Raw genomic sequence first — 22,978 nt, 5'->3', positions numbered from 1 at the left:
CATCGGTTAGCCTTACCTAAAATCAGTACCAGTCGGAGGTGCGGTGCGAACAGACCCCGGAGGGATCGCTCTCAAGCGACGCCCGCCACACACGGGCCGCGCGCTCGGTCTGCTGGCCGCTCTCGGAGTGCTGGTTTTCCTCTGCCTGCTGAGCATCTGGCTGGGGTCGAAGGAGATTTCGTTCGGCGCCGTGTGGCAGGTGCTCCGGCACGACGACGGCTCGGCCGACGCGGTGATCATCCACAGTGTCCGGATGCCGCGGACCCTGCTCGCGGTGCTGGTCGGTGCGGCACTGGGCCTGTCCGGCACCCTCATGCAGGCCCTGACCCGCAACCCGCTGGCCGAGCCGGGCCTGCTCGGCATCAGCGCCGGCGCCGCGTTCGCCATCGTCTTCTCCATCACCGTGCTCGGCGTCAGCTCGCTCTACGGCTACGTCTGGTTCGCCTTCGCCGGCGCGCTCGCCGCGACCGTCGTCGTCTACTTCCTCGGCACCCGCGGCCGCAGCGGCTCGAGCCCGGTCAAGCTCGCCCTCGCCGGAGCCGCCGTGACGGCGCTGCTGGGCTCGTTCACCAGCGCGATGGTCCTGTCGGACCCGGTGGCGCTCAACCGCTTCCGGTTCTGGTCGGCCGGGTCGCTCGCCGGGGTCGACGGCGGTTCGCTGCTGCGGGTCCTGCCGTTCCTGCTCGCCGGGTTCGTGCTGGCGATCGCCAGCGGGCCCTCGCTGAACAGCTTGGCGCTCGGCGACGACGTCGCGGTCGCGCTCGGACGGCGGCTCGGCCCGCTGCGGCTGCGCGGCGCCTTGGCGGTCACGCTGCTGACCGGCGCTTCCGTCGCGGTCGCCGGCCCGATCGTGTTCCTCGGCCTGATCGTCCCGCACGCCGTGCGGTTCGTCATCGGGCCCGACCACCGGTGGCTGCTGCCCTACACCGCCGTGCTCGCCCCCTGCCTGCTGCTCGCCGCGGACATCCTCGGCCGGATCATGGCGCGGCCCGGCGAAGTCCGCGCCGGTGTGATCGTCGCCTTCCTCGGCGCGCCGTTCTTCATCTGGCTGGTCCGCCGCCGCAAGCTGGTGGAGTCCTGATGAGCCTGCTGCAGCTGCGGCGTGACCGCGTCACCTTCCGCCTGGCGAAACCCCCGGTGTCCGGGCAGGTCCGGTTCCGGCTGGTGGCCGTCTCGCTCGTGCTCGCCGTGCTGGCGTTCGCGTTGTTCTGCGTGGGCATGACGATCGGGGACGTCCCGCTCGGCGTGTCCGACGTCCTGTCGGCGGTGTTCGGCGGCGGGGACAGCGGCACCGGGTACATCGTGCAGGAGCTGCGGCTGCCGCGGGCGCTGACCGGACTGCTGGCCGGGCTGGCGTTCGGCGCCTCCGGCGCGGTGTTCCAGACCGTCACGCGCAACCCGCTGGCCAGCCCCGACATGATCGGGATCAACGCGGGCGCGGCCACCGCCGTCGTCGCCGGGATCTCGTTCGGCTTCGGCGGCGGCCTCGGCACCACCACGCTCGGCCTGCTCGGCGGGCTGCTGACCGGCCTGCTCGTGTACGTCCTCGCGTGGCGGCGCGGCACCACCGGCTACCGGATCATCCTGGTCGGCATCGGCATCTTCGCCATGTGCACCAGCCTGACCGACTACCTGCTCAGCCGCGCGCAGATCACCGAAGCGCAGGCGTCGATCGGCTGGCTGGTCGGCAACCTCGCCAACCGCGGCTGGGAGCACGTCGTCCCGCTGGCGTGCGCCTTGGCGGTGCTGCTGCCGCTCGTGCTGGCCCTGTCCCGGTGGATGCGCACGCTGCAGCTCGGCGACGACGTCGCGGCCGGGCTCGGCACGCCGGTCCAGCCGGTGCGGCTGGGCCTGCTGCTGGCCGGCGCCGGGCTGGTCGCCTTCGCCACGGCTTCGGCGGGCCCGATCTCGTTCGTCGCACTGACCGCACCGCAGATCGCGCAACGCCTGGCGCGTCAGCCGTCCCCGCCGCCGGCCGCGTCCGCGCTGACCGGCGCGGTCGTGGTGCTGGGCAGCGACATCCTGGCCCGCACCGTCACCGCGTCCCCGCTGCCGGTCGGCATCGTGACCGGCGTGCTCGGCGCCCCGCTGCTGCTCTGGCTGCTGGCCAGGGCCAACCGATCCGGCTCCGGAGGCTGAGAAGATGACACCGTCGTTGCGGGTGCAGGACCTGCGCGTCGCCTACGCCGACCGGGTCGTCATCGACGGCCTCGACCTCGAGATCCCGCCCGGCCGGATCACCGCGATCGTCGGCGCGAACGCGTGCGGGAAGTCGACGCTGCTGCGCACGCTGGCCCGGCTGCTGACGCCGAAGTCCGGCGGGGTGTACCTCGACGGCCGGTCGATCCAGGACCTCCCCACCCGCCAGGTCGCCCAGCAGCTCGGCATCCTGCCGCAGTCCCCGGTGGCGCCCGAGGGCATGACGGTGGCCGACCTGGTCGCCCGCGGCCGCGCCCCGCACCAGAGCTGGTGGCGGCAGTGGTCCACATCGGACGAAGGCGCGGTCGCCGCGGCGCTGGCGGCGACTTCGCTGACCGAGCTGGCCGACCGGCCGGTGGACGAGCTTTCCGGCGGCCAGCGGCAGCGGGCGTGGATCGCGATGGCCGTCGCCCAGGCCACCCCGGTGCTGCTGCTCGACGAGCCGACGACGTACCTGGACCTGGCCCACCAGATCGACGTGCTGGACCTGGTGGTCGACCTCAACCGCGGCGAAGGCCGCACGGTGGTGATGGTCCTGCACGACCTCCCGCAGGCGTGCCGCTACGCCGACCACCTGATCGCGATGAAGCAGGGCCGCGTGGTCGCCGCCGGCGACCCGGCCTCGGTGATCACCGAGGAGCTCGTCGAGACCGTCTTCGACATCCGCTGCCGAGTCACCCCGGACCCGGTGAGCGGGACCCCGCTGGTCGTCCCGATCGGCAGGCACCACCCGGCACCGGTGCACCCGGTCTGATCCTCGGGCAAGCTGGCCCCATGTACGCGCTGCCCGAAAAGACCACCGGCTCCGAGCGTGAACTGCTCGAAGCCATGCTCGACCGCAACCGGCTCGCGCTCGTCGAGAACGCCAGGGGCCTGTCCGAAACCGACGCCCGGCGGCGGCTGGTCTCGTCGCTGACCACGCCGATCGCCCTGGTCAAGCACGCCGCCGTCGCCGAGCGCCGCTGGTTCCAGTGGCTGATCGCCGGGCTCGACGAGGCCGAGATCGACGGCCCGTCGACGCCGGGGGACCCCAGTTTCGTGGTGTCCGACGAGGAAACGGTCGACGACGTGATCGCCGAGTACGAGCGGACCAGCGCCCGCTCCCGCGAGATCGCGGCCGGCTTCTCACTCGACGACCGGTGGACGCACCCGGTCGTCGGCGAGGTGACCCTGCGGTTCGTCTACCTGTTCCTGATCGAGGAATTCGCCCGCCACACCGGCCACGGCGACATCCTGCGCGAACAGATCACCGCGGGCTGACGGCGTGGCCCAGGTCGCCGAGCGGCTGCTGACGATCCCGCCGGAGAAGCTGCGCGTCGAGCGGCTCTGCGTGCTCGAGTGGTCCGGCGGACCGGTCGAGGGCTATCTCCGCATCGCCGAACCCGGATCGTGCTGGCACTTCGAGATCGTCGCGGCGGCGTACCGGGAGAACGGGCCGGACGAGCGGCAGTACGCGCTCTCCGCCGCGCCGGACGACGTCTTCGACCGGCTCGGGCGGTTCCTCGAGCCGCCGTCGACGGGACGCGTCTGGGTGCCCACCGGATCGGGCGGCGCCGCGGCGAGCGACCGGGCACTGGACGACCTGAAGCAGGCCCTTCCCGGCCCGGCGCTCGTCGTGCGCTCGACGTACCTCTACACCGTCACCGCGGTGTGGCCGTTCACCGCGCGCTGACCGCGAACTCCCCCGCGGGCTCCGCGACCACCCGCCGGTCCACGACGGACTGCAGGATCTCCCCCACCCGCACCGCGGTGTTCGACAGCAGCGACGACGTGATGCCGTGCGTGTGCTCCGTGCCGCCCTGCAGGTAGATCCCGCCGCGGACGGGCGCGTCCGTCACCAGCCGGTAGTCGCGTTCGACGCGCAGGCGGCCTTCGTCGTCCCGCAGGCACCGCGGGCCCAGTTCGCCGAGCAGCGGCGTCGGGTCCGCGGGCCGGTAGCCGGTGGCGTACACGACCGCGTCGGCTTCGAGGACCGTGCGCTCGCCGGTGGTCAGGGACTCGACCGTCACCGTTCCCGCGTCGGTCACCTCGGCCGGGCGCGAGACGTTGAACAGCCGCAAGCGCGGCACACCGAGGACCTTCTCGCGGTAGACCCGCCGGTACAGCTCGTCGATCAGGTCGATGTCGACGGCCGAGTAGTTCGTGGCGCCGTGGTAGCGCATCAGGCGGTCCTTGACCGGCTCGCCCGCGCGGTAGAACTGGTCGACGGCTTCGGGGTCGAAGATGCGGTTGGCGAACGAGCTGTCGTCGGCCGGGCTGTAGCCGTAGCGGGCGAACACCGCGCACACCTCGGCGCGGGGGAACTCGTCGTGCAGCAGCGCGGCGACCTCGGCGGCGCTCTGGCCGGCGCCGACCACGACGAACCGCTGGGGATCGCTCTCGCGCATTGCGTCCACCCGGAACAGCAGCTCGCTGTTGTGCCAGATCCGCGGCCCGGCCGTGACACCCTCGGGCAGCTGCGGCCGCAGACCCGTGCCCAGCACCAGGTTCCGGGCGCGCAGGGAGGACCCGTCCGACGCCCGGACGTCGAAGTACGCGACCTCCGCGCCGTCGTGGACCGGTGTCACCGCGACGACCTCGGTGCTGTAGGAGACGACGTCGTCGACCTTCGCCGCGGCCCACTCGAAGTAGTCGTGGAACTCCACGCGCAGCGGGAAGAGGTTCTTGTGGTTGATGAAGTCGACCAGCCGCCCGGCCGCGTGCAGGTAGTTGAGGAAGCTGAACTCGCTGGTCGGGTTCCGCATGGTGACCAGGTCCTTGAGGAAGGACACCTGCATGGTCGCGGTGTCGATCAGCATGCCGCGGTGCCAGCCGAAGCGCGGCTGCCGCTCGAGGAAGTGCGCGGTCACCGGCTCCCCGGGGCCCGAGTTGTGCTCGGCGAGGGCGATCGCCAGCGCGAGGTTCGACGGTCCGAAGCCCACGCCGACGATGTCGTAGATCGGGACCTCTGCACTCATGTTGCTCCCTCGCGCGCTCCGGTACGGTTCAGGGAACCCTAACCTAACTTAGGCGAGCCTCGCCTAGTACGTTCGTGGTGATGTTCGTCCCCCGATCATGAAAGGCACTCTCGAATGCGCGTGGCGATGTTCGGCTACCAGACCTGGGGGCACCGGACCCTGCAGGCGCTCATCGACGCCGGCCACGAGGTCGCGCTCGTGGTCACCCACCCGAAGAGCGACCACGCCTACGAGCGGATCTGGGCCGACTCCGTCGCCGACCTCGCCGCCGAGCACGACATCCGCGTGCTGCTGCGCAACCGCCCGGACGACGCCGAGCTGCTGGCCGAGCTGAAGGCCGCCGACCTCGACCTGATCGTGGCGAACAACTGGCGCACCTGGCTGCCGCCGGAGATCTTCGAGCTGCCGCGCCACGGCACCCTGAACATCCACGATTCGCTGCTGCCGGCGTACGCGGGCTTCTCGCCGCTCATCTGGGCGATGATCAACGGCGAGCCCGAGGTCGGCGTCACCGCCCACATGATGGACGGCGAACTCGACGCCGGCGACATCGTGCTGCAGCGCGCGATCCCGGTCGGGCCGGCCGACACCACGACCGACCTGTTCCACCGCACGGTCGACCTCATCGCCCCGATCACCGCCGAAGCCATCTCGCTGATCGAGACCGGCTACACGCCGGTGCCGCAGGACCGGTCGAAGGCCAGCTTCTTCCACAAGCGCGCCAAGCGGGACAGCCTGATCGACTGGACGCTGCCGCCCGCGGACCTCGAACGGTTCGTCCGCGCGCTGTCCGACCCGTACCCGAACGCCTTCGCCTACCACCGCGGCGAGGAGCTGCGGATCCTCAAGGCGTCGGTGTCGCAGGGCCACTACGGCGGCACCCCGGGCCGGATCTTCATCCGCGAGGGCGACGGCGTGGTGATCGTCGCCGGGCCGCACGCGCGCAGCGGCCGGGCGCCCGGCCTGCTCGTCGAGCGCGTCCGCACCGCCGACGGGACCGACCTGCCCGCGCACGAGTATTTCAAGACGATGGGCGGCTACTTGACCGACCGTCCGTGACCGGTCAGCGGGACATCCCTTGGCGGCGGGCGCGCCGGTGAGCAGGATGTCCCGCATGGCCGGGATCAGCTTCCTCGAGGACCACCGCACGTGGGTGCTCGGCGGGGGTTCGAGCACGTACGCGCTGCGGCTCGACGAGGACGACGTCCCGGTGCACGTCCACTGGGGACCGCCGCTGGCCGACACGGACGTGGCCGAGCTGGCCGGGAAATCGCTTCCGTGGTGGGACGGGTTCAACGACCCCAACGAAGGGCTCGACGAGCTCGCCGCCGACGGCGGCACCCGGTACTGGACGCCCGCCCTGCAGGTCCGGTTCGCCGACGGCACGCGGGCCCTCGAATGGCGGTACACCGGCTTCGAAGCGGCCGACGATCACCTGCGGCTGTTGTTCGCGGACCGGCACTACCCCCTGCGGATCACGCTGCACTACCGGCTGCGCGGCGCCGTCCTCGAACGCTGGACCGAGCTGAGCGCGGACACCGACGTCGAGGTGGTCCGGGCCGACTCGGCGACCTGGGCGCTGCCGGTATTCGAGGACTACCGGCTCAGCCACGTCACCGGCCGCTGGGCGGCGGAGACGCAGCTGCACCGTTCGCCCGCGGCGCACGGTGAAACCGTGTTCGCGAGCCGCCGCGGGATCACCGGCCACCACGCGAACCCGTGGGTGATGGTCGACGACGGCACGGCGACCGAGCGCCACGGCGAGGTCTACGGCGTCGCGCTGGCGTGGAGCGGGTCGTGGCGGCTGACCACCACGCGCTCGTCGACCGGGCGGCTGACGGTGAGCGGCGGCTTCGGGCAGGACGGCGTCGTCCACCGCGTCGGGCCGGGACGTCCGCTGGTCACCCCGGTTTCGGCCGGGCTGTACACCGACGGCGGGTTCGGCGCGGCGAGCCGCGCGTGGCACGCGTACGTCCTCGCGCACGTCCTGCCGCACCCGGAAGAGCTGCGGCCGGTGCTCTACAACTCGTGGGAGGCCACCGGGTTCGACGTCACCGAGGCCGGGCAGCGCGCCCTCGCCGAGCGGGCGGCCGCGCTCGGTGTCGAGCTGTTCGTGATGGACGACGGCTGGTTCGGCGCCCGCACCGGCGACCACGCCGGGCTCGGCGACTGGGAGGTCAACCGCGCGCGCTTCCCGGACGGGCTGAAGCCGCTGGTCGAGGCGGTGCACGGGCTCGGCATGCGGTTCGGCATCTGGGTGGAGCCGGAGATGGTCAACCCGGACAGCGACCTCTACCGCGCCCACCCGGACTGGGTGCTGCACCACCCGCACCGGCGCCGCTCGGAGCTGCGGCGGCAGCTGGTGCTCAACTTCGCGCGCCCGGACGTCGCCGCCTGGGCGCACGAGTGGCTCGACCGGCTTGTCGGCTCGCACGGCGTCGACTTCCTGAAGTGGGACATGAACCGGCCGTTCAGCGAAGCGGGCTGGCCCGGCGAGCCCGACCAGGACCGGCTGTGGGTGGAGCACACGCGGGCGGTGTACGCGCTGCTCGACCGGCTGCGCGCGGACCACCCCGGGCTGCGGATCGAGTCCTGCTCCGGCGGCGGCGGGCGGATCGACCTCGGCGTGCTCGCCCGCACCGACCAGGTCTGGACTTCCGACAACACCGACGCCCTCGACCGGCTGCGGATCCAGCACGGCTACGGCCAGCTCTACCCCGCCCGCGCGATGTCGGCGTGGGTCACCGACAACCCGAACTTCGTGACGGCGCGGTCGGTCCCGCTGCGATTCCGGTTCCACGTCGCCATGGCCGGCGTGCTCGGCCTCGGCGGCGACATCGTGCACTGGCCCTCCGAAGATCTCGCGCTCGCCCGGGATCTCGTCGCGCTGTACAAGGACGTCCGGCCGGTGGTGCAGCACGGCGCGCTGTACCGGCTCCGGCCGCCGGTCGACGACGGCGTCACCGCCCTGCAATACGTCCACGGCGATCGCGCGGTCGTGTTCGCCTACCGGCAGTCCGCGCACTTCAACGCGCCGGAGCGGCCGCTTCGGCTCGACGGCCTCGACCCGGCCGCACGCTACCTCGATCCGGCTTCGGGCCGCACGCACAGCGGGGCGGTGCTGCTCGCGCACGGCCTGCCCTTCGACTTGCCCGCCGGGGACTTCGCCAGCACCGTCGTCCGACTCGAACGCATAAAGATCTGATCTATCTCCCGCTTTCCGCGGTTCCCGTGGCGCCGGACGCTTGACATCGCCGAATAGGTCCGATGAAATGCGTCATACATCACATATGGTGGAAGGTGGCTTGGACATGAGACGGTCCCTGGCGCTGGGAGCAGCGGTGCTCCTGGCGGTGAGCGGGTGTTCGGTCGGCTCGAACACCGGCAGCGGCGGCGACGCGGAGATCACCTTCCTGACGTTCGAGACCCCGAACCTCACCCCGGCCTACTGGGACGCCGCGATCAAGCGCGTCACGGACAAGAACCCCGGCATCAAGGTCAAGAAGCTCGTCGCGCCGACCGCCGACGGGCGGACGTCGTACGCGAAGCAGCTGCTGCAGTCGGGGCAGTTCCCGGACGTGATGATCGCCGTGGACTCGGCCGGCTTCGCCGAAGCGGGCAACCTCTACGCGTGGACGCCCGAGGAGCTGAAGGACTTCCAGTTCCCGCAGGCCAACCCGGTGAACGGCAAGTACTACCAGCTGCCGGCCAACACCCAGACCATCCCGCCGGTCTACTACAACAAGAAGATGTTCGCCGACGCGGGCATCGCGGCGCCGCCGAAGACGTGGGACGAGCTGGTCGCCGACGCCGGCAAGCTCAAGGACAAGGGCTTCTCGCCGTTCACCATCGGCGGCGGCAAGGACGGCTTCCCGTCGTCGATGATCCTCTCCGGCCTGGTCAGCACCGAGGTCTACAACACGGTGCCGGACTGGCTCACCCAGCGCCGTGAGGGCAAGGTGAAGTTCACCGATCCGGCGTTCCAGCACGCGTTCTCGAAGCTCGCCGACCTCGCGGCGAAGGGGTACGTGGACAAGACCAGCGTCTCGCGCGACTACGCGGCGACCGAGCAGGCGTTCCTCGACGGCCAGAGCGCGATGTACCCGATGGGCAACTGGTTCGCCGCCAACGCCGACTCGAAGAAGCACGACTTCGAGGTGGGCGTGTTCAACTTCCCCACCGAGGACGGCAAGCTGGTCGTCCCCGCCTACACCGGCGGCGGCATGATCGTCAACGCCAAGGCCGCGAACCTCGACGCGGCGCGGAAGTTCGCCCTCGGCTTCCAGCTCGACAAGGACCAGCTGGACGCTTCGGTGAAGGCCGACGGGCTGTTCCCGGCGATCAAGGGCTACACACCGCCGTCCGACGTCGGGCCGACGTTCAAGGCCGGGTACGACCTGTATTCGCAGGCGGTGCAGCAGAACGCCGTGGTGCACGCCTTCCGGTGGGAGACGGCCGACGACGGCCTGCTGCCCGGGATGAAGGACAAGGTCGACCAGGCCGCGCAGGACGTGATCACCGGCCGCAAGCCGGTGGCCGACGCGTGCGCGTTCCTGGACACCGAGTGGGCGAAGGCGGGCTGACGTCCTTGACCGCCGTCGTCTCCCGCCCGGCCCCGCCCCGCCCGGTCGCGTCCCGCCGCCGACGGCGGCCGGTCCTGCCCCGGCTCACCCACTTCGCGTCGTTCGGCGCGCCGGGCGTGCTCGTGTACCTGTGTTTCGTGATGGCGCCGATCCTGATCAGCTTCGGGTACAGCCTGACCGACTACAACCCGTTCCACCCGCCGGTGAAGTTCGCCGGCTTCGCCAACTACCGGCTGCTGTTCACCGACTCGCAGTTCCTCACCGCGCTGCAGGTGACCACGATCCTGACGTTGATCGTGGTCATCGTGCCCAACCTGCTGGGCTTGGGGGTGGCGTTGCTGCTGGACCGGAAAGGGTGGCTGTACAACGCTTTGCGGAGCGTGTTCTTCACGCCGGTGATCCTCAGCTCGGTGGTGGTGTCGATCGTCTGGTCGCGCTTGCTCGACGACCGCGGGCCGCTGAATTCACTGCTGCGGGCGGTGGGTGTCGAGCACCCGCCGGGCTGGCTGTCCGACCCGGACGTGGCGCTGTATTCGGTGGCGTCGATCGTGTGCTGGCAGATGCTCGGGTTCTGCGTGGTGGTCTACCTGGCCGGGCTGCAGGGCGTGCCCCAGGAGCTGCTCGAAGCCGCGGAGATCGACGGGGCGGGGCCGCTGCGCCGGTTCCGGGCGGTGACGTGGCCGCTGCTGGCGCCGTCGCTGACGATCAACACGGTGGTGCTGCTGATCTCGGCGTTCAAGACCTACGACTACGTCAAGGTGATCACCAACGGCGGCCCGGGCTCGGGCGCGACGGCCACCATCGCGTTCGACGTCCTGCAGACGGGCTTCGACTCCAACCACGTCGGTTACGCGTCGGCGATGGCGGTGGTGATGCTGGTGATCGTCGCCGTCGTCACGACGATCGTGCTGGGTTTCCTGCGCCGCCGGGAGGTTGACCTGTGACCCGCGCGTTGGCCCGCCCCACGGCGGCCGTCCTGGTCGGCGCGGCGTTCTTCGTGCCGCTGTACCTGGTGCTGGCGAACGTGTTCAAGCGGGGGGACTTGATCGCGAAGGAGCCGGCGTCGCTGCCGTGGCCGCCGACGCTGTCGAACATCCACGCGGTGCTGACCCGGCCGGACGGCCTGTTCTGGGTGAGCCTGACGAACAGCATCGTGGTGACGGTGCTGTCGATCCTGGTGCTCGTGGTGCTGTCGGCGATGCTGGGCCACTACCTGGCGCGCTCGGGCAAGCGGTGGACGAAGGTGCTCACGCTCGTGCTGCTCGCCGGGTTGATGATCCCGCCGCAGGTGATCCTGATCCCGATCACGGACGTCCTGCGGATCACCCACCTGATGGCGACGTTGCAGGGGCTGATCCTGTTCAACGTCGGGTACTACGTGCCGTTCGGGGTGTTCGTGTTCACCGGGTTCATCCGCGGGGTGCCGGTGGAGCTCGAGGAGGCGGCGTTGCTCGACGGCGCAAGCCGGATGCAGGTGTTCTGGCGGGTGGTGTTCCCCTTGCTGCGTCCGGCGACGGCGTCGGTGTTGATCTTCCTGGGCGTGTGGATCTGGAACGACTTCATCGACCCGTTGATCATCCTCGGGCCGAGCCAGGGGACCACGATCACGACGGGGATCTACCGGTCGATCGGGCAGTACCAGGCGGACCTGGGGAGCGTGTTCGCGCTGATGTTCCTGGCTACGCTGCCGGTGTTGATCTTTTACCTGGCGTTGCAGAAGCAGTTCGTGAAGGGGTTGACGGGCGGGGCAACGAAGGGGTGAGCGGCGCCCTCGCGCGAGAGCACCGCTCCAACCCTGGAACAGTCAGCGCTCTGTTTTGAGAGCACCGCTCACCACGACGCCAGAGCGGCGCGCGCAGTTGAGAGCACTGCTCACCGGGCGGCGCGAGCGGCGCTCGCGTCCGAGAGCGCCGCTCTCTAGTTTTTCCCGGGTGGCGCTCCGCTTCAAGAGCACCGCTCTCGCCTTCAAGAGCACTGCTCTCGCCGAGGAAGAGGCTGTGCTCCGTTCCATTAGCACCGCTCCGTGCTCGCACCAGAAAGCATTCACCCCAAGAGCGCTGCTCGCACATGCTGAAATCCGAGGGCGCCCGCTGCCACCCAACCCCCGATCGCAGCGGTGGACCCGCGAGCGAACATCAAACTGAGAGCAACGCTCGCTCACGCCGACGAGCGGCGTTCACATGCGAGAGCACTGCTCACAAACTGATCGTCCCTGCACTCCCAAACCGAGAGCACTGCTCACTTCTCGGCGCGAGCAGCGCTCACCCCCCAGAGCACCGCTCACCACGACGCCAGAGCGGCGCACACAGCCGAGAGCACTGCTCACAAAGCGATCCCCTCCGCTCTACGAACCGAGAGCACCGCTCACCAAAGCCCACTCCGCGCGAGCACCCCAGGCTCACAACTCGCTGACCTTGCCCCCATCAACCACCAGCCGGCGCGTCACCTGCACCGCATCGAGCATCCGCCGATCGTGCGTCACCAGCAACAACGTCCCCGGATACTTCTCCAAAGCCGCCTCCAGCTGCTCGATCGCCGGCAGGTCCAGGTGGTTGGTCGGCTCGTCGAGCACCAACAGGTTCACCCCGCGCGCCTGCAACAAGGCCAGCGCCGCTCGCGTCCGCTCCCCCGGCGAAAGCGTCGCCGCCGAGCGCAGCACGTGTGCCGCCTTCAAGCCGTACTTCGCTAGCAGCGTCCGGACCTCGGCGTCGGCCAACTCCGGCACCTCCCGCGCGAACGCCGAAGCGAGCGGCACGTCACCCAGGAACAACCGCCGGGCCTGGTCGACCTCCCCGACCACCACACCCGGCCCGAGCGCAGCGGCCCCGGACTCCAGCGGAACCCGCCCCAGCAAAGCGGCCAGCAGCGTCGACTTGCCCGAGCCGTTGGCCCCGGTGATGGCGACCTTGTCCGCCCAGTCGATCTGCAGGTCCACCGGCCCGAGCGTGAACGACCCCCGCCGCACCACCGCGCCGCGCAATGTCGCGACCACCGCGCCCGCCCGCGGGGCCGCGGCGATCTCCATCCGCAGCTCCCACTCCTTGCGCGGCTCCTCGACGACCTCCAGCCGTTCGATCATCCGGTCGGTCTGCCGCGCCTTCGACGCCTGCTTCTCCGTCGCGTCGGCGCGGAACTTGCGGGCCGCCTTGTCGTTGTCGGGCTGCTTCCGGCGAGCGTTCTTCACGCCCTTCTCCATCCATGCCCGCTGCATCCGCCCCCGCGCCTCCAGCGACGCCTTCGTGTCGGCGTATTCCTCGTACTCCTCGCGCGCGTGCCGCCGGGCGACTTCGCGCTCCTCGAGGTACGCCTCGTACCCGCCGCCGTAGACGTTCACCTGCTGCTGGGCCAGATCCAGCTCCACGACGCGATCCACCGTGCGGGCCAGGAACTCGCGGTCGTGGCTCACCAGCACCGTCGCCGCGCGCAGGCCGGACACGAACCGCTCCAGGCGGGCCAAGCCGTCCAGGTCGAGGTCGTTCGTCGGCTCGTCGAGCAGAAAGACGTCGTAGCGGCTCAGCAGCAACGACGCGAGCCCCGCCCGCGCCGCCTGGCCGCCCGAGAGCGACGTCATCGGCTGGTCAAGGTCCACGGCCAGGCCGAGGTCGGCGGCCACTTCGGCGGCCCGTTCGTCGAGGTCGGCGCCGCCGAGGGCCAGCCAGCGGTCGAGTGCCGTGGCGTAGCGGTCGTCCGCGCCGTCGTCGCCCGCCGTCAGGGCCTCCGTCGCCGAGTCGAGGTCGGCCTGGGCCGCCGCGACGCCGGTGCGCCGAGCCAGGAAGGCCCGCACCGACTCGCCTTCGCGGCGTTCCGGCTCCTGCGGCAGGTGCCCGACCGTCGCGGCCGGCGGGTTCAGCCGGACCTCGCCGCTGTCCGGCTTCGCGAGCCCGGCCAGGGTCCGCAGCAGCGTCGACTTGCCGGCACCGTTGACCCCGACCAGGCCGACGACGTCCCCCGGCGCGACGACCAGATCGAGACCGGAGAAGAGGATGCGATCACCGTGGCCCGCGGCCAGGTCCTTCGCGACGAGAGTTGCGCTCATGAGGTAGCCGAGTCTACGACCTCGTGGGGAACTGTCAGATCAAGGTCAAAACCACCGACAGTGTGTGTCCTGTGGCGCTTTGATCACTCACTGTGGGTACCCTGTTCGGTTGTCGGTGCCACAACTCGTCAGCGCAAGAACACAGAAGTGCCACGAACACAGTGAGGTCGGTGAACAGCATGGGCGAGCCCGCTCCCCCGGTCACCCTCGGCCGCAGGCCGAAACCGAGGGAAAGCCGCCCGTCCGCGCCCCGGCCCACGGTGAGCCGGCGCCGCGAGGTCAGTCACGCGAGCGCGCGGTCGCTGCTGATGACCGTCCTCGGCGAGTACGCGCTGCCGCGGGACAAGCCGGTGTGGACCTCGATGCTCGTCGAGGTGCTGGGCATCCTCGACATCGAGGAGAAGTCGGCGCGGCAGGCGCTGGCCCGCTCCGCCGCCGAGGGCTGGGTGGTTTCCGAGCGCGTCGGGCGCCGCGTGCGCTGGTCGCTGACGCCGCCGGGGCGCCGCCTGCTGACCGAGGGCGCCGACCGGATCTACGCGTTCGGCCGCGAGGAACGCCGGTGGAACGGCCAGTGGCTGATGCTGATCGTCTCCGTGCCCGAGTCCAAGCGCGACCTGCGGCACCGGCTGCGCACCCGGCTGACCTGGGCGGGCTTCGGCTCGCCGGTCGCCGGCGTGTGGGTCAGCCCGGACCTGTCGCGGCAGCGGGAGGCCCAGCAGATCGTCAGCGAGCTCGGCCTGGACGCGCAGGCGATGTCGTTCACCGCTGCCTACGGCGAGGTCGGCGAGCAGGAGTCGATGGTCGCGCGGTCCTGGGATCTGACCGACCTGAAGGACCGCTACGAGGACTTCATCGACCGGTTCACCGGCCTGCACCCCACCGGCGGCCGCGCGGTGCTGCGCGCGCAGACCGAGCTGGTCCACGAATGGCGGCGGTTCCCGTTCCTCGACCCGCAACTGCCGGCCGAGCTGCTCCCGGCGAAGTGGAGCGGGACGAAAGCGGCGGAACTGTTCCATCACAAACACGTCGACTGGCGCCCCGAGGCCCAGCAGTATTGGGACGACATCGTCGAAGCCGAAGAAGCAGGGTGAACATGACCGACCAGGTCCGCCTCGATCGTGACGGCGGGCTCGCCGTCCTGACCGTCGACGCTCCGCCGCTGAACCTCTACACGGCCTCGCTGCAGTCCTCGCTGGGTTCGGCGATCGACGAGCTGGAGGCCGAACCCGCGCGGGCGCTGCTGGTCCGCGCCGAGGGCAAGATCGTCAGCGGCGGCGTCGACGTCTCGCTGTTCGACGCCCAGGGCTCGCCCGCCGAGGCGAAGGTGCTCTTCGACCAGATGCTGGCGGTGCCGGACCGGGTCGCCGCGCTGCCGTTCCCGACCGTCTTCGCCGCGCACGGCCTGTGCCTGACCTGGGCGTTCGAGGTGGCCGTGGCCTGCGACATCATCCTGGCGGCCGACCGCGCGAAGTTCGGCCTGGTCGAGAAGGTCGTCGGCCTGACCCCGACGATGGGCGGCACCCAGCGGCTCGCCGCGCGGGCCGGCGTCGGGCGCGCCAAGGAGTTCGTGATGACCGGCGACACCTACGACGCGGCAACCCTGGAGCGCTGGAACGTCGTCAACCGGGTCCTGCCGAGCGACGGCTTCGACGACGCCGCGCGCGCCTTCGCCCGCCGGCTGGCCGAGGGGCCGACCCGTGCCCACGTGGCGACGAAGCGCGTCCTCGACCACTTCGCCGCCGGCGGCGTCCCGGAGGCGAACGCGCACATCACCACGATCGCGGCCGAGCTGTTCGAGACCGAGGACCTCCGCAACGCCGTGAAGTCGTTCCTCGCCGACGGACCGGGGAAGGCGACCTTCTCCGGGCGTTAACCGTCCGTTCGGACACCGGTTGCCGCCGTTCGGGCCTGCGCGGTTCTCCCCGCACCAGGTTACATTCGATGTGGTCTAGACCACATCGTCCCCCGCCTCGTGCCGCTTGGAGAACCGCCATGAGACGCACTCCCGCACGACTACGCTCCGCACTCGCCGCCTTGCTCATCGCGCTCGGCGGCACCGCGGCGCTCGCGCCACCCGCCGCCGCAGCCGGTTCGCTGACCGCCACCCTGGCGTTGAGCGGCACCACCGGCACCTACACCGTCGCCAACACCGGGACCACGTCGGTGAGCAACTGGGCGATCACCTTCACGCTGCCCGCCGGGGTCACCGCGTCGACCGGGGAAAACGGCACGGTGACGCAGAACGGCACCCAGGTCACGCTGACGCCCGCGTACTACATCGCGACGCTGGCGCCGGGCCGGAACACCTACCCGTACAGCCCGACGTTCCGGCTCAGTGCGGCCGCGACGCCGACCCAGTGCCGCGTCGACAACGCCAACTGCGACGGTTCACCGGACACGCCACCGGGCGCGCCGTCGAACCTGCGTCTCGTCACGAAGACGACCAAGACGGTCGCGCTGGCGTGGAACGCGTCGGTGGCCGGCTCGCTCCCGGTGACCGGGTACGACGTCTACCAGGGCGCCTCCCTGGCCGCGTCGGTGACCGGGACGAGCGCGACCGTTTCCGGGCTCGCCCCGGGGACGGCCTACACGTTCACGGTGAAGGCCAAGGACGCCAAGGGGAACACGTCCCCGGCGAGCACTGCCCTGTCCGTGACGACGAACAGCCCGGCCGACGACACGCAGCCACCGTCCGCCCCGACCGGGTTGCGCTCGACGGCCGCCGACTCCGGCAGCGTCTCGCTGGCCTGGACGGCGTCGACGGACAACACCGGCGTGATCGGCTACGACGTGTACCGGGGATCGGTGCTGGCCACGACGGTGACCACGACGTCGGCGGTGGTGACCGGCCTGGCACCGTCCACTTCGTACACGTTCACGGTCCGCGCCCGCGACGGCTACGACAACGTATCGGCGCCGAGCGCCGCGGTGACCGCCCGGACGGGTGACATCGTCTCGGGGTACGCGAAGGTCGGGTACTTCGTGCAGTGGGGCATCTACGGGCGCCAGTACTTCGTGAAGAACCTGGAGACCTCGGGCGCGGCGGCGAAGCTGACGCACCTGCTGTACGCGTTCGAGAACATCGATCCGGTGAACCTGACCTGCCTGTCCGGCGTCACGAAGGGCACCACGGCGAATCCGCAGGACCCCAACCAGGGTGACGGCGCCGGTGACGCCGAGGCCGACTACTCGCGGCCGTTTTCCGCGGCGCAGTCGGTGGACGGCGTGGCCGACACCGGTTGGGAGTCGCTGCGCGGCAACTTCAACCAGCTCAAGAAGCTGAAGGCGAAGCACCCGAACCTGAAGGTGCTGGTGTCGCTCGGCGGCTGGACGTACTCGAAGTACTTCTCCGACGTCGCGGCGACGGACGCGTCGCGCAAGAAGTTCGTTTCGTCCTGTGTGGACACCTGGCTGAAGGGCAACATCGCGCCCTACGGCGGTGCGGGCGGACCGGGCACCGCGGCCGGCATCTTCGACGGCATCGACCTCGACTGGGAGTGGCCGGCCAGCGGCGACGGGCACCCGGGCAACCACTGGAGCCCCAACGACAAGGCGAACCTGACGGCGCTGCTGGCCGAGTTCCGCACGCAGCTGGACGCCTACGGCGCGACGACCGGCAAGCGGTACCAGCTGCACGCGTTCACCCCGGCGGACCCGGCGAAGGTCGCGGCCGGCTGGGACCTGTCGAAGGTGTTCAGCTCCCTGGACGTGGCCAACGTGCAGGGGTACGACTTCCACGGCTCGGGCAGCGACAACTCGTGGGAGCCGAACCGCACCGGCCACCAGGGCAACCTGTACGCCGACGCGGACGACCCGTACAATTTCCACTTCAGTGCGGAAAGCGCGATCAATGCGTACACGAACGCGGGCGTCGACCCGCGACGGCTGACGCTCGGCCTGGCCTTCTACGGCCGCGGCTGGCAAGGCGTGGCCGACGGCGGAAAGTTCGGCGAATGGCAATCGGCGAACGGTGCGGCGCCGGGTCAGTTCGCCGAAGAAGCGGGCACCCGCGGGTACGCGAACCTGGTGGCGAGCGTGCCGAACTGCACGGTCCACCACGACACGGCCGCCGTCGCGACGTCGTGCTACACGGGCAACGGCGGGCAGTGGTGGACGTTCGACGACGCGTGGTCGATCGGGCTGAAGACCACGTGGCTCAAGTCGCGCGGGCTGCTCGGCGTGATGGCGTGGGAGATGTCGGGCGACACCGGCGCGTTGATGAACGCGGTGAGCGCCGGGCTCGGCTGAGGGATGTGCGTTCAGCCCGCTGAACAGTTCCGTTCAGCGGGCTGAACCCTTTCTTTGGGACACAAAGAAAAGCTTGACCAGTCATGGTCTGGACCATGACACTGAGCCGGCGCGCGTCCCCAGACACCGTCGTCTCGAGGAGAGCAATGTCCCGATTCCGCAAAGTGCTCGCGCTGATCCCCCTGCTCGTGGGCCTGGCCGCCGTCCCGGCCCCGGCTTTAGCAGCCCCGGCTGCGTTCACCCACCCGGGCGTGTTGGTGAGCCGGCCGCAGCTCGACTTCGTCAAGGCCAAGGTGAACGCGGGCGCCCAGCCGTGGAAGGCGGCGTACGACCAGGCGCGGGCCAGCTCGTACGCGTCCCTGTCCCGGACGCCGAAGCCGCGCGCGGTGGTCGAATGCGGCTCGTATTCGAACCCGAACTACGGCTGCACGGACGAGCGCGAAGACGCACTGGCGGCGTACACGGACGCCCTGATCTGGTACATCACCGGCGACACGCGCTACGCGCAGAAGGCGATCGCCCTGATGGACGCGTGGTCGGCGGTGATCACGAGCCACACGAACAGCAACGCCCCGCTGCAGACGGGCTGGGCGGGCTCGTCGTGGCCACGGGCGGCGGAGATCATCAAGTACACGTATTCGAGTTGGCCGAATTCGGGCCGCTTCGCCACGATGTTGCGCAATGTCTACTTGAGCAAGGTGATCAACGGCAGTAACAGCAACGGCAACTGGGAACTGTCCATGATGGAGGCCGCGGTCGGCATTTCGGTGTTCCTGGAGGACAGGACGAGCTACGACAAGGCGGTAACCCGCTACCGCAACCGCGTCGCGGCGTACGTGTATTTGTCATCGGACGGCGCGCTCCCGAAGACGGTCCCGGGCAGTGGCCTGTCCTCTCGCGACCAGATCGTGAACTATTGGCAGGGCCAGTCGACGTTCGTGGACGGCCTGACCCAGGAAACCTGCCGCGACTTCACCCACACGGGCTACGGAATAGCGGCCATAGCGGACGTGGCCGAGACACTCCGCATCCAGGGCGAAGACGTGTACCCGACGGAGATCGGCACCCGCCTGCGCCAGGCGTTGGGCTTCCAGTCGAAGTACCAGCTGGGAGCGGCGGTGCCGTCGTGGCTGTGCGGAGGCCACCTGAACCTGGGCCTCGGCCCGGTGACGGAGGTGGGCTTCAACGCCCTGAACACCCGGCTGGGCATCGCGATGTCGAACACCCAGACCTTGACGGAGCGCCAGCGCCCGGCGGGCTCGAACAACCTGTTCGTGGCATGGCAGACCCTGACCCACGCCGGCAACCCTGCGTAAGCCCCGTCCCCAGTCCTTTTGAGGTGTTTTTGCAGGTCAGAGGGACTGGGGACCCTGCTTGCAGGGCCGTTCGAGGGGCACGCTAGAGTACTTCTCACGCACTCAGGGAGTGCGGGTCCGGGCTGTGGCGCAGTTTGGTAGCGCACTTGACTGGGGGTCAAGGGGTCGCAGGTTCAAATCCTGTCAGCCCGACGGACAAGCCACGTTTACGCAGGTAGACGTGGCTTTCGTCGTATCAGGGGTCCGGTCAGACGCCGACCCGGGGCATGCCGGACTGACCGAACTGTTCCGGTACGAGGCCGCGCTGAACGACTTCACCAGCCGCTACCCGCAAGCGATCCTGTGGGTCTACGACATCACGCGGTACCGCGAGAACATCGTCTTCGACTTGCTCAAGACCCCACCCGCAGGTGCTGATGTGCGGCGTGCTGCCGGAGAACCCGTACTACCTGCCCCCGGCGCCCCTGGCAACGGGGCGTGCCTCCACCCACGTCCGGCGGGGGGGCGAGGCCGGCGACACGGTCATAGCCGCCGTTGCGCCCCAGTCCAGCAGCCGGTTCGCCAACCCCGACCGCGGAGTCAGGCGTTCACTGCGGTCGGGGCGGCCCCCTTTTTGATCGCGCTGTCCATTGCGGATTCGTTCGCGGCGAGCGGTAATGGCGAGAGCGGCAGCGAGCACGGACAGGATCTCGTACTCCAAGACTGGGAAGTCCGACGAGGGCTCACGCTGCAGCTCGGCCGATCTCGCCACGGGACGGTCGTTAGAAGGCCTTCGCCGCGGCCTCGGCCACCGTCTGGTCCTGCTCTCAGCGGCCCTGGCCTCCCCCGCGACGGCAACCCGCCGGGCGTCCTCCAGCGACACGGACTCCGACCTGACGATCATGGCCAGGTCCCTTCTGCCGTGGATACGCGGTGGTGAACCCCAGCGTGGTGCCGTCCGGCGTCGGGCACCTCCGCCCGGCAGGCCGACAACCGCGGTCGATCTCGGGCCCGGCGGGCCGAAGCCCCGCCCGCCAGCCCGCCCGATGCTGGGACCGGTCCGGAGACCGAACGAACCGCAGGAGGCAGACATGGCCGTCACGGTGGGACTGCTCGTCACGCTGGAGGCACAGCCGGGCAAGGAGGCCGACGTCGAAGAATTCCTCAACACCGGCCGCTCGCTGGTCGAGGACGAGCCGGACACCTACCCCTGGTTCGCCGTCAAACTCGGACCGACGACCTACGCGATCGTGGACTTCTTCCCCGACGACGCCGGCCGCACGGCCCACCTGCAGGGAAAAGTCGGCCAAGCCCTCGGGGCGCAGGCCGACGAGCTGTTCTCGAAGCCGCCGGACATCGCGCAACTCGATGTGCTGGCCGCGAAGCTGAAATAAGGAGAGCCGAACACAGCGCTCGTCATCGTCGAGGGCAGCGCGACGAAGACGACGGTGAGGCCCGCCGAGGTGCTGCACGCCGTGATCCAGCATCGGTCGAGCCTGTCGAGCCGGGGCCCGTCGGCTCGCAAGGGTGCTCGAACCCGGCATTCCAAGCTGCTCCCGCCGCGTATCTCGTCCTCGACCGCGACCTCAGGATCCACGCCGCCGATCCGGCCTACACCACGGCCACGCTGACCAGCGCGACCGACCTGGCCAGTCGCGAGAGACGGCGGACGGGCCTGATCAGGCAGTGACAACCCGCGCAGCCGGCCGCGAACCCCGGCGCAGGGAAACGGCAAATGCTCGGCGGGGCGCCCGGGGTCAGCGGCGGATGAGCCCCAGGTCCGTCGCGGTCGCCACGGCGGCGGTGCGGGAGTCGACGCCGAGTTTGGTGTAGCAGCGCGCCAGATGCGACTTCACCGTGCCTTCGGTGAGGTGCAAGCGCTGCGCGATGGCCCGGTTGGACAGCCCGTCGGCGACCAGGGTGAGGACCTCCATCTCCCGCCGGGTGACCGCGACATCGGGTCGGCGCATCCGGTCGAGGAGCCGGTCGGCGACGGTCGGCGCCAAGGTGGTGCGCCCGGCCGCGGCGGTCCGCACCGCGGCGGCCAGTTCGTCGGGATGGGCGTCCTTGAGCAGGTACCCGGTGGCCCCGGCCTCGATGGCGGGCAGGGTGTCGGCGTCGGTGTCGTAGGTGGTGACGACCAGGACGCGGGGCGCGCCCGGCCGCGCGGTGATCGCCGCGGTCGCGTCGGCTCCGGTCATCCCGGGCCCGAACTGCAGGTCCATCAGGACCACGTCGATGTCCCCTTCGGCTGCTCGCGCCACGGCGGCTTCGGCTGTCGCGGCTTCGGCGACCACCACCAGGCCGGGCTCGGTCTCCAGTACCGCGCGCAGTCCCGCCCGCACGACGGGGTGGTCGTCGGCCAGCAGCAGCCGGATCGGGGTGCCGGTCACGACCGGGCCTCGAGCCGGGTATCGCCGGGCAGGGGAAGCCGGGCGGCCAGCGCCGTGCCGCGACCGGGTGCCGACTCGACGGCGAAGGAACCACCCAGCGCCTGGCTGCGGGTACGCATCGCCGCGAGCCCGAACCCGCCTTCGCCGGGATCGGCCACCGGCAGTGTCCCGTCGTCGAAGCCGGCCCCGTCGTCGACGACGTCGAGGGCGACCTCGTCACCGAGGTAGCTCAGGGTGACCTCGGCCGTGGCGGCGCCGGCGTGCCGGACGGTGTTGGCGAGCGCGGCCTGGGCGATGCGCAGCAGCGCGACCTCGTGCGCGGCCGGCAGCGGGACCGGGTCGCCGGTGACGTGGAAGCTCGCGGTGAGCCGGTGCCGGGTACTGGTGGTGGCGCACAAGCGTTCCAGCGCACCGGCCAGCGTGGTGTCGTCGAGCGCCGGCGGGGTGAGCGCGGCGACGAAGCGGCGCGCCTCGGCGAGGTTGTCCGCGGCGGCCTGGCGGGCCTGCTCCACGTAGCGGGCGGCATTGCCCGAGCCTTCGGGCAGGGACCGGCCGGCGGCGCGCAGCAGCAGCTGGATGCTCGACAGCCCTTGAGCGAGGGTGTCGTGGATCTCGCGGGCCAGGCGCTCCCGCTCGGCCAGCACCCCGGCGGTGTGCTGCGCCTCGGCCAGGTCGGCGCGCGTTTCGGTCAGCTCCTCGATCAACCGCTGACGGCGTTCGCTTTCCCGGTACAGCGCCTGGTAGCCCCACACCACGGCGACCGCGACGGCCGCACCGAGCGCCGGGCCGATCGCGGCTGCCGGGCTGAACCCACCCTGGTGGGCGGCGAAAGCGGTGATCGCGACCACCGCCGTCGCGATCACCGCGGCCGGCCCGAAGCGCCGCGGCAACAGGTGCAGCTGCAGGAAGTACAGCGGGAACGCGACCCACACCCCGTCGGCGGTCAGCACCACCAGCACGAGCCACCCGGCGTTCAGCAGCCCCAGCCACGCCGCGGCGGCCCACCGCGACGCGCGAACCCGCGGCAGCAGCGGCCCGGCCGCGTACACGACGGCGCACGCCACCACCACCGCGACGACTGCGGCGGTGTGAGCGCGGCCCCCGGCCACGGCCCGCACCGCCGCCAAGGCGAGCAGGGCGAGCACCAGCAGGTGCAGGCACCAGGTCAGCACCCGGCTGGTCGGGGTCAGGGCAGGAGCGGTGTTCACAGTGCTTCCCAGCCTACGGAGCCGTGGCTCGAGCCACCTCTATCGAAAGGTGGAGACGG

19 protein-coding genes and 1 tRNA gene are annotated in these 22,978 nt (G+C 70.6%); 16 read left to right on the top strand and 4 right to left on the bottom strand.

The window, feature by feature from the left end:
* The first annotated feature begins 43 nt into the window (after nt 1-43).
* From ABZX11_RS24160 to ABZX11_RS24140, 5 genes are read left to right on the top strand one after another with little or no spacing between them, the layout of a single operon-like run.
* Nucleotides 44-1,081, top strand: a complete 1,038-nt coding sequence (locus ABZX11_RS24160; protein ID WP_354916560.1) for an iron chelate uptake ABC transporter family permease subunit — start codon at nt 44-46, stop codon at nt 1,079-1,081.
* The gene (locus tag ABZX11_RS24155) at nt 1,081-2,139 is read left to right on the top strand and encodes an iron chelate uptake ABC transporter family permease subunit (protein WP_354916557.1); all 1,059 of its coding nucleotides are present in this window, start codon (nt 1,081-1,083) and stop codon (nt 2,137-2,139) included. The genes ABZX11_RS24160 and ABZX11_RS24155 overlap by 1 nt, the downstream gene beginning before the upstream one ends.
* A gap of 4 nt (nt 2,140-2,143) precedes the next feature.
* The gene (locus ABZX11_RS24150; protein ID WP_354916554.1) at nt 2,144-2,953 is read left to right on the top strand and encodes an ABC transporter ATP-binding protein; all 810 of its coding nucleotides are present in this window, start codon (nt 2,144-2,146) and stop codon (nt 2,951-2,953) included.
* 20 nt (nt 2,954-2,973) lie between these two features.
* A complete protein-coding gene (locus ABZX11_RS24145) occupies nt 2,974-3,459 on the top strand; it encodes a DinB family protein (protein WP_354916551.1) in 486 nt (161 codons plus the stop codon).
* A 4-nt stretch (nt 3,460-3,463) separates the two neighbouring features.
* Nucleotides 3,464-3,871 carry a hypothetical protein gene (locus ABZX11_RS24140; RefSeq protein WP_354916548.1) on the top strand — a complete coding sequence of 136 codons (408 nt, stop codon included), beginning with the start codon at nt 3,464-3,466 and terminating at the stop codon, nt 3,869-3,871.
* Here the strand turns inward: ABZX11_RS24140 and ABZX11_RS24135 are convergent.
* Nucleotides 3,858-5,156 carry a lysine N(6)-hydroxylase/L-ornithine N(5)-oxygenase family protein gene (locus tag ABZX11_RS24135; protein ID WP_176169360.1) on the bottom strand — a complete coding sequence of 433 codons (1,299 nt, stop codon included), beginning with the start codon at nt 5,154-5,156 and terminating at the stop codon, nt 3,858-3,860. The two genes, ABZX11_RS24140 and ABZX11_RS24135, sit on opposite strands and share 14 nt — an antisense overlap.
* 114 nt (nt 5,157-5,270) lie before the next feature.
* Here ABZX11_RS24135 and ABZX11_RS24130 point away from each other — a divergent pair, with 114 nt between their 5' ends.
* The 5 genes from ABZX11_RS24130 to ABZX11_RS24110 all read left to right on the top strand — a co-directional run bounded on the left by ABZX11_RS24130 (nt 5,271) and on the right by ABZX11_RS24110 (nt 11,501).
* Entirely contained in the window at nt 5,271-6,215 is a 945-nt protein-coding gene (locus ABZX11_RS24130; protein ID WP_354916544.1) for a methionyl-tRNA formyltransferase, read from the top strand.
* Nucleotides 6,216-6,270: 55 nt separating this feature from the next.
* Nucleotides 6,271-8,361: an alpha-galactosidase gene (locus ABZX11_RS24125; RefSeq protein ID WP_354916541.1), complete on the top strand. Its 2,091-nt coding sequence runs from the start codon at nt 6,271-6,273 to the stop codon at nt 8,359-8,361.
* A gap of 106 nt (nt 8,362-8,467) precedes the next feature.
* Complete coding sequence (locus tag ABZX11_RS24120; protein WP_354916538.1) at nt 8,468-9,739, top strand: extracellular solute-binding protein; 1,272 nt, start codon at nt 8,468-8,470, stop codon at nt 9,737-9,739.
* A complete protein-coding gene (locus ABZX11_RS24115) occupies nt 9,721-10,683 on the top strand; it encodes a sugar ABC transporter permease (protein WP_354916535.1) in 963 nt (320 codons plus the stop codon). The genes ABZX11_RS24120 and ABZX11_RS24115 overlap by 19 nt, the downstream gene beginning before the upstream one ends.
* Nucleotides 10,680-11,501 (top strand): carbohydrate ABC transporter permease, encoded by an 822-nt coding sequence (locus tag ABZX11_RS24110; protein ID WP_354916532.1) that lies wholly within the window; start codon nt 10,680-10,682, stop codon nt 11,499-11,501. The genes ABZX11_RS24115 and ABZX11_RS24110 overlap by 4 nt, the downstream gene beginning before the upstream one ends.
* Before the next feature lie 636 nt (nt 11,502-12,137).
* Here the strand turns inward: ABZX11_RS24110 and ABZX11_RS24105 are convergent.
* Complete coding sequence (locus ABZX11_RS24105; RefSeq protein ID WP_354916529.1) at nt 12,138-13,775, bottom strand: ABC-F family ATP-binding cassette domain-containing protein; 1,638 nt, start codon at nt 13,773-13,775, stop codon at nt 12,138-12,140.
* Nucleotides 13,776-13,954: 179 nt separating this feature from the next.
* Here ABZX11_RS24105 and ABZX11_RS24100 point away from each other — a divergent pair, with 179 nt between their 5' ends.
* The 6 genes from ABZX11_RS24100 (at nt 13,955) to ABZX11_RS24075 (ending at nt 20,712) form a co-directional block, all read left to right on the top strand.
* Complete coding sequence (locus ABZX11_RS24100) at nt 13,955-14,866, top strand: PaaX family transcriptional regulator C-terminal domain-containing protein (RefSeq protein WP_176177604.1); 912 nt, start codon at nt 13,955-13,957, stop codon at nt 14,864-14,866.
* Nucleotides 14,867-14,868: 2 nt separating this feature from the next.
* On the top strand, nt 14,869-15,648 hold the full coding sequence (locus tag ABZX11_RS24095) for an enoyl-CoA hydratase/isomerase family protein (RefSeq protein ID WP_354916526.1): 780 nt from the start codon (nt 14,869-14,871) through the stop codon (nt 15,646-15,648).
* 161 nt (nt 15,649-15,809) lie between these two features.
* On the top strand, nt 15,810-18,023 hold the full coding sequence (locus ABZX11_RS24090; protein WP_354916802.1) for a glycosyl hydrolase family 18 protein: 2,214 nt from the start codon (nt 15,810-15,812) through the stop codon (nt 18,021-18,023).
* Nucleotides 18,024-18,169: 146 nt separating this feature from the next.
* Nucleotides 18,170-19,339: an alginate lyase family protein gene (locus ABZX11_RS24085; protein ID WP_354916523.1), complete on the top strand. Its 1,170-nt coding sequence runs from the start codon at nt 18,170-18,172 to the stop codon at nt 19,337-19,339.
* A 118-nt stretch (nt 19,340-19,457) separates the two neighbouring features.
* Nucleotides 19,458-19,531 (top strand) — tRNA-Pro (locus ABZX11_RS24080).
* 878 nt (nt 19,532-20,409) lie between these two features.
* Nucleotides 20,410-20,712: an antibiotic biosynthesis monooxygenase gene (locus ABZX11_RS24075; RefSeq protein ID WP_354916521.1), complete on the top strand. Its 303-nt coding sequence runs from the start codon at nt 20,410-20,412 to the stop codon at nt 20,710-20,712.
* A gap of 363 nt (nt 20,713-21,075) precedes the next feature.
* Here the strand turns inward: ABZX11_RS24075 and ABZX11_RS24070 are convergent, their stop codons facing one another.
* Together ABZX11_RS24070 and ABZX11_RS24065 are read right to left on the bottom strand one after the other, a co-directional pair.
* On the bottom strand, nt 21,076-21,711 hold the full coding sequence (locus ABZX11_RS24070; RefSeq protein WP_354916518.1) for a response regulator transcription factor: 636 nt from the start codon (nt 21,709-21,711) through the stop codon (nt 21,076-21,078).
* Nucleotides 21,708-22,919, bottom strand: a complete 1,212-nt coding sequence (locus ABZX11_RS24065; protein ID WP_354916515.1) for a sensor histidine kinase — start codon at nt 22,917-22,919, stop codon at nt 21,708-21,710. Before ABZX11_RS24065 ends, ABZX11_RS24070 begins: the two co-directional genes overlap by 4 nt.
* Nucleotides 22,920-22,978 lie beyond the last annotated feature (59 nt).

It is taken from the genome of Amycolatopsis sp. NPDC004169, assembly GCF_040610315.1.
Taxonomy (GTDB): domain Bacteria; phylum Actinomycetota; class Actinomycetes; order Mycobacteriales; family Pseudonocardiaceae; genus Amycolatopsis.
The sequence above is the reverse complement of the archived record's forward strand: the minus strand, read 5'-3'. Positions and strand labels throughout refer to the sequence as shown.

Bases quoted from the DNA above. Each gene is read 5' to 3' on its own strand.
- ABZX11_RS24155 (WP_354916557.1), top strand. From the start codon at position 1,081: ATGAGCCTGCTGCAGCTGCGGCGTGACCGCGTCACCTTCCGCCTGGCG.
- ABZX11_RS24150 (WP_354916554.1), top strand. From the start codon at position 2,144: ATGACACCGTCGTTGCGGGTGCAGGACCTGCGCGTCGCCTACGCCGAC.
- ABZX11_RS24145 (WP_354916551.1), top strand. From the start codon at position 2,974: ATGTACGCGCTGCCCGAAAAGACCACCGGCTCCGAGCGTGAACTGCTC.
- ABZX11_RS24135 (WP_176169360.1), bottom strand. From the start codon at position 5,156: ATGAGTGCAGAGGTCCCGATCTACGACATCGTCGGCGTGGGCTTCGGA.
- ABZX11_RS24130 (WP_354916544.1), top strand. From the start codon at position 5,271: ATGCGCGTGGCGATGTTCGGCTACCAGACCTGGGGGCACCGGACCCTG.
- ABZX11_RS24125 (WP_354916541.1), top strand. From the start codon at position 6,271: ATGGCCGGGATCAGCTTCCTCGAGGACCACCGCACGTGGGTGCTCGGC.
- ABZX11_RS24120 (WP_354916538.1), top strand. From the start codon at position 8,468: ATGAGACGGTCCCTGGCGCTGGGAGCAGCGGTGCTCCTGGCGGTGAGC.
- ABZX11_RS24105 (WP_354916529.1), bottom strand. From the start codon at position 13,775: ATGAGCGCAACTCTCGTCGCGAAGGACCTGGCCGCGGGCCACGGTGAT.
- ABZX11_RS24100 (WP_176177604.1), top strand. From the start codon at position 13,955: ATGGGCGAGCCCGCTCCCCCGGTCACCCTCGGCCGCAGGCCGAAACCG.
- ABZX11_RS24095 (WP_354916526.1), top strand. From the start codon at position 14,869: ATGACCGACCAGGTCCGCCTCGATCGTGACGGCGGGCTCGCCGTCCTG.
- ABZX11_RS24085 (WP_354916523.1), top strand. From the start codon at position 18,170: ATGTCCCGATTCCGCAAAGTGCTCGCGCTGATCCCCCTGCTCGTGGGC.
- ABZX11_RS24075 (WP_354916521.1), top strand. From the start codon at position 20,410: ATGGCCGTCACGGTGGGACTGCTCGTCACGCTGGAGGCACAGCCGGGC.